General features: G+C 58.4%; 1 protein-coding gene, 2 tRNA genes and 2 rRNA genes (1 of these 5 running past the window's edge). 4 read left to right on the forward strand and 1 reads right to left on the reverse strand.

Annotated features, from left to right (window positions below; genetic code table 11):
* Nucleotides 1-98 precede the first annotated feature (98 nt).
* On the reverse strand, nt 99-2,162 hold the full coding sequence (locus tag ACE103_RS04615) for a M23 family metallopeptidase (RefSeq protein ID WP_375778497.1): 2,064 nt from the start codon (nt 2,160-2,162) through the stop codon (nt 99-101).
* Between the two features lie 1,030 nt (nt 2,163-3,192).
* Here ACE103_RS04615 and ACE103_RS04620 point away from each other — a divergent pair.
* The 4 genes from ACE103_RS04620 to ACE103_RS04635 form a co-directional block, all read left to right on the forward strand.
* Nucleotides 3,193-4,683, forward strand: a 16S ribosomal RNA gene (locus ACE103_RS04620).
* Nucleotides 4,684-4,892: 209 nt separating this feature from the next.
* A tRNA-Ile gene (locus tag ACE103_RS04625) sits at nt 4,893-4,969 on the forward strand.
* A 35-nt stretch (nt 4,970-5,004) separates the two neighbouring features.
* Nucleotides 5,005-5,080 (forward strand) — tRNA-Ala (locus tag ACE103_RS04630).
* Between the two features lie 420 nt (nt 5,081-5,500).
* Nucleotides 5,501-6,000: ribosomal RNA gene (locus ACE103_RS04635) — 23S ribosomal RNA — on the forward strand (it continues 2,346 nt past the right edge of the window).
* Together the 16S and 23S rRNA genes with 2 tRNA genes alongside form the textbook arrangement of a ribosomal RNA operon.

The raw sequence follows: 6,000 nt of genomic DNA on the forward strand, positions 1-6,000 counted from the left end.
CTAGAGCGCCGTTCCGAATGAATCGGAACGGCGCTCTGGATTCTAGTTTTGATGCGTTTTCTTCACGCGAACCGGTATCCACTTCGCTCGAAAACGCTCTAGCGGTTGGTGGTGGAGCGCGTCTGCGACGTGGAGCTCGTTGCATCCGAGACGATGCGCGAGCTGCCGCGGCTGGACATCTGGGCTTCGATCCCGTCGCGCGCCTTCTCGAAATTGGCCAGCATCGGGCCTTCGAGTGAGCGGCCGCGCGGCAGTTTCACGCGCATCGGGTCGACGAATCGGCCGTTGACCAGGATTTCGTAGTGGACGTGCGGGCCGGTCGACTGGCCGGTCGAACCGACGAAGCCGATCACCTGGCCTTGCCGCACCTTCTTGCCGATCTCCATGCCCTTGGCGAAGGCCGACATGTGGCCGTAGGCCGTCTCATAGCCGTTCGAATGCTTCATGCGGATATATTTGCCGTATCCGCCCTCGTATCCGACCTTCTCGAGCACGCCATTGCCGGAAGCGAAGATCGGCGTGCCGTAGGCGGTGGCCCAGTCGACGCCGGTGTGCATCTTCACATAGCCGAGGATCGGGTGGCGACGGCCGCCGAAGCCCGAACGCATGATCGCGTTGTTGACCGGCTTGCGCACCAGGAACTTCTTCGCGCTCTTGCCGGTCTCGTCATAGTAGTCGACGAGGCCATCGTCCGAGCTCTGGAATCGGTAGTATTTCTTGGTTTCGCCGCCCACGGTCAGCGCGGCGTAGAGCACTTCGGTCTTCTCGGTGCTGGTGACGCCCTCGTCCTCGCCGGCAAAGAACACGTCGAACGAGTCGCCGGGCTGGACCTTGCGCTGGAAATCGACGTCGTAGGAGTAGATCTTGACCATGTCTTCGATGACGGTCGGCGGCACCTTGTTGCGCAGCGCGGTCTCATAAATGCTCTGATAGAGCCGCACGCCGCTGCCATCATCCTCGTCATCGTCGCTGGAATTGTCGGCGGTGTCGGTCGTGGTGTTCATGCTCTGCACGTCGACGGCGACGTATTTGCCGAGATCGGACAGGGCGGCGACAGCTTCCACGATGGATTCGTTGGCGACGATGACGCGATAGGGCTGCAGCCGGGCGCCTGGCGCTGCCGGCGCCATCAGGATTCGCACCTTCTGGCCTTCCTTCAGCCCGCCGTCGCGGCCGCGCGGGCCGAGCGTTGCGGCAATCGCCTTCGCCTCGTCGGGCGTTGCGCCCTGATCGCGCAGGATCGAGGTGATGCTGTCGCCCTTCTTGACGAGGTGAACCCGTTCACCGACCGGATTGCCGCCGGTGACCTGCTCTTTGGTCTTCGGCAGCAGGGTGACGTTCTCCGGCACCACGCGGGTCTCGAAGCCTGCATAGGGATCGGAGGTGTTGCCCTCGGTGGCGTAGGCCATCCGCATGTCGGGGCCGGCGCCGGTGGCATCGGCTGCGGCATTGGCAAGTGAAGCGTAGCGCACCGAGCCGCCGGAGCCGCGCCAGTTGGCGGCGTCGCGCACCCGCATCAACACGTCGTCGAGCGCGACAACCGCGGCGAGCTTGGCTTTCGGCAGCACGGATCCGAGATCCTTGGTGACGAACGAGACCTCGGCGTCGGGCTCGGCGGCGTCGGCCGCATTCGGATCCTCGGCCGCAGCCGGCGTGTCGGAGCCGACATCGGTCAACAGACGCTGCGCGTTGAATGCCGGAATCTTGGACGACAGATCGCTCGTGGTCATCGAGAGATTGCCGGAAATCCGGATGAAGGGCCGCACCCGCATCACGTCGCGATTGCCGACGCGGGTCACGGTCGACACGCGCACCAGGCTGCGGGAGGCGGAGGATTCGCTCGGCGGCGGCAAGCGGTCGCCTTTGTGCAGGCTGACGACGCGATCATTGCCGGTGAAGGCGCCGCGCAGCGCGCCTTCGACGCGCTCCGGCACCTTGGCGAAGGTCATCTCGCCATCGAGCGACGCAAAAACGGCGCCGCCGATCAGGGCCGCGCCACATAATCCAGTCAGAATGGTGCCGCTGAACCATTGTACGGAGACACGGCGGCGATCGATCACCGCAGCCTCGGTGCCGTCGACTGAAAGCGGCGGTTCGTGACCGAGATCGATCATCCCGGTCTCGCGCCCATTACCGCTTCCGCGTGACGCCCGTTGGCTCAACCCGATATCCCCCCAAATTCCGGCAACTGCGATCGACCTCTGCTCGTTCTCGTCCCCACCTCAATCCTCCGAAGAGGAATCTCGGCAGTGTGGCGAGCCACACGCATCGAAATCGAGAAGCCGATGGCCATTAGCTAGCCGCGATCTCGAACGTCAATGGTGTGCAGATCTCTCGATGTTGCTCGGCCGCGTAGGGAAGAGGCGACGGGTTCTTGGAGAAAATCGCCTGGTCCCCCTGAAAAACCACCCGTGCCCCCACAGGTTACGAGCGGTTCAATGCATGTCTTATAGCCAGAACGTCGCAGGATTGTGGCTCAAGTGCGGCGTTTGAGGTGGAAAAGCTTCCTGAAGCAGGTCGATGCCGCTGCCCGGTCTGGAGCGCCGGGGACCCCGTTCCGGGGGGGGCTGGGGAACCCGTTCCGGAGGGCCTCTCGAGCTCGTCGGCGACAAACTTTTTTTGAAGTTTTTTGCAACGCGGGTTGGGTCGCGAATTTTTACCTCCGACCTAAGCTACAGAAAATACGAGAACTTTTCTGCACCGCACACACGATTTGGGCGTGCGACGATTTGTTGACAATGGTCGTTGACAATCCCGAGGGGTGGGGACTATAAACCAACCACTGAGCGCGGCGCCGCCGGGTCACTGACCAAGGCGAGCGAACGCGCCACTGATGCTCCTCACTTCGATGAGTGACACAGCAGCCGACATAAATCGGTTGAGGTTCACTGTTCGTCGCTGAAGGGTAGAACCACCCTCTAAGGGTGTGGGGTCATCGGATCCCGGGCTGTTTGACAAGTGAAGATGAAGAAAGAGAAACGTGGACGGCGGAGTCCTTGCGTCTCTCGGAATACTTGAAAGCTTCGGCTTTTGACTTTCTGAGAGTGGACGAAAGACTTCGGCGGTACACGTTTTAAAGGTTACACCATCGTTGCCAGCGATGTGAATCGTAGGCAGCTCGCAGACTTCGGTCGGCGAAGAATGGTGGGACCTCGTCAAAACGTTGTGATCAGCCGGTTCAAAGTTCAAGTCCAACTTGAGAGTTTGATCCTGGCTCAGAGCGAACGCTGGCGGCAGGCTTAACACATGCAAGTCGAGCGGGCATAGCAATATGTCAGCGGCAGACGGGTGAGTAACGCGTGGGAACGTACCTTTTGGTTCGGAACAACACAGGGAAACTTGTGCTAATACCGGATAAGCCCTTACGGGGAAAGATTTATCGCCGAAAGATCGGCCCGCGTCTGATTAGCTAGTTGGTGAGGTAATGGCTCACCAAGGCGACGATCAGTAGCTGGTCTGAGAGGATGATCAGCCACATTGGGACTGAGACACGGCCCAAACTCCTACGGGAGGCAGCAGTGGGGAATATTGGACAATGGGCGCAAGCCTGATCCAGCCATGCCGCGTGAGTGATGAAGGCCCTAGGGTTGTAAAGCTCTTTTGTGCGGGAAGATAATGACGGTACCGCAAGAATAAGCCCCGGCTAACTTCGTGCCAGCAGCCGCGGTAATACGAAGGGGGCTAGCGTTGCTCGGAATCACTGGGCGTAAAGGGTGCGTAGGCGGGTCTTTAAGTCAGGGGTGAAATCCTGGAGCTCAACTCCAGAACTGCCTTTGATACTGAAGATCTTGAGTTCGGGAGAGGTGAGTGGAACTGCGAGTGTAGAGGTGAAATTCGTAGATATTCGCAAGAACACCAGTGGCGAAGGCGGCTCACTGGCCCGATACTGACGCTGAGGCACGAAAGCGTGGGGAGCAAACAGGATTAGATACCCTGGTAGTCCACGCCGTAAACGATGAATGCCAGCCGTTAGTGGGTTTACTCACTAGTGGCGCAGCTAACGCTTTAAGCATTCCGCCTGGGGAGTACGGTCGCAAGATTAAAACTCAAAGGAATTGACGGGGGCCCGCACAAGCGGTGGAGCATGTGGTTTAATTCGACGCAACGCGCAGAACCTTACCAGCCCTTGACATCCCGGTCGCGGACTCCAGAGACGGAGTTCTTCAGTTCGGCTGGACCGGAGACAGGTGCTGCATGGCTGTCGTCAGCTCGTGTCGTGAGATGTTGGGTTAAGTCCCGCAACGAGCGCAACCCCCGTCCTTAGTTGCTACCATTTAGTTGAGCACTCTAAGGAGACTGCCGGTGATAAGCCGCGAGGAAGGTGGGGATGACGTCAAGTCCTCATGGCCCTTACGGGCTGGGCTACACACGTGCTACAATGGCGGTGACAATGGGATGCTAAGGGGCGACCCTTCGCAAATCTCAAAAAGCCGTCTCAGTTCGGATTGGGCTCTGCAACTCGAGCCCATGAAGTTGGAATCGCTAGTAATCGTGGATCAGCACGCCACGGTGAATACGTTCCCGGGCCTTGTACACACCGCCCGTCACACCATGGGAGTTGGTTTTACCTGAAGACGGTGCGCTAACCCGCAAGGGAGGCAGCCGGCCACGGTAGGGTCAGCGACTGGGGTGAAGTCGTAACAAGGTAGCCGTAGGGGAACCTGCGGCTGGATCACCTCCTTTCTAAGGATGGTTCTTCAGCGAGCTCACGCTCACTATCGAACCGTTTTAGAAACATTCAGGGGCCAACAGTTTCAGGATTGTTGAGCTCCATTGGCGGGATTTCGCCGTCTTCGTTTCTCTTTCTTCGCGGACGAACACGCGCCAGGACTGAGCGCTGTGCGATGCACCGACGATAAGTCGGGTGCGCGCCGGCATGTCCCTCGTGTTAGGGGCTTGTAGCTCAGTTGGTTAGAGCGCGCGCTTGATAAGCGTGAGGTCGGAAGTTCAAGTCTTCCCAGGCCCACCATTTTGATCGAGTGCGGAGCATTCGTCTTCTGGTACGGGGCCATAGCTCAGCTGGGAGAGCGCGTGCTTTGCAAGCATGAGGTCGTCGGTTCGATCCCGTCTGGCTCCACCAGATGGAATTGAATCTCGACAATGCACCTTGTGCAGGAAGCTCTGTTCAAATCGTCCGCGAAACATCACTTCGCACTCATTGGTCCGGATGGACGGTGACGTGCGTGTTTTCTGACATCGTAAAGAGGAGATCGATCCGAGTTTGGATCTGCGAAGCAATTCGCGGGTACCATTCCTAATCTCCAGATCGTTTTCGGCGCTCGCGCATCGCAGCTCATCGCAAGATGAGTGAGATGAGCGAGTTGTAAAACGATCTTTGTAGCGAAGCTTGACCGCCTCGCTATCGGGCCGATCTTACGAAGCAAGCTGGTCTTTCTAGTCAATGTCCGGCTGCGCAATCGCATTCGTCGAGGATGCGCGCCTTCAATGGCAGTTGTGCAGACAACATTCTGCCGAGTGTGTGGACATTGATAATGAGAGCAATCAAGTGCCTTAAGGGTGTTCGGTGGATGCCTTGGCGCTGAGAGGCGATGAAGGACGTGCTACGCTGCGATAAGCCGTGGGGAGCTGCGAAGAAGCTTTGATCCACGGATTTCCGAATGGGGAAACCCACCTTCGATAGCCGGAACTCCAAGACCTTGTGTTTTGGGGTTCGACCAGAAATGGAAGAAATCAGACCGCGAGGTTTTGGATTTCCGGTTATCAAGAGAAGGTATGAGACTTCCGAATAAAATAGGAGGTTTTAAGCAAACCCAGGGAACTGAAACATCTAAGTACCTGGAGGAAAGGACATCAATCGAGACTCCGTTAGTAGTGGCGAGCGAACGCGGACCAGGCCAGTGATACATCAAAGACAATCGGAACCAGTCAGGAAAGCTGGGCCTCAGAGGGTGATAGCCCCGTACGAGTAATGCGATGATGTATCCACGAGTAAGGCGGGACACGTGTAATCCTGTCTGAACACGGGGGGACCACCCTCCA

The organism is Bradyrhizobium sp. ma5, from assembly GCF_042258955.1.
Classification (GTDB): Bacteria; Pseudomonadota; Alphaproteobacteria; order Rhizobiales; family Xanthobacteraceae; genus Bradyrhizobium.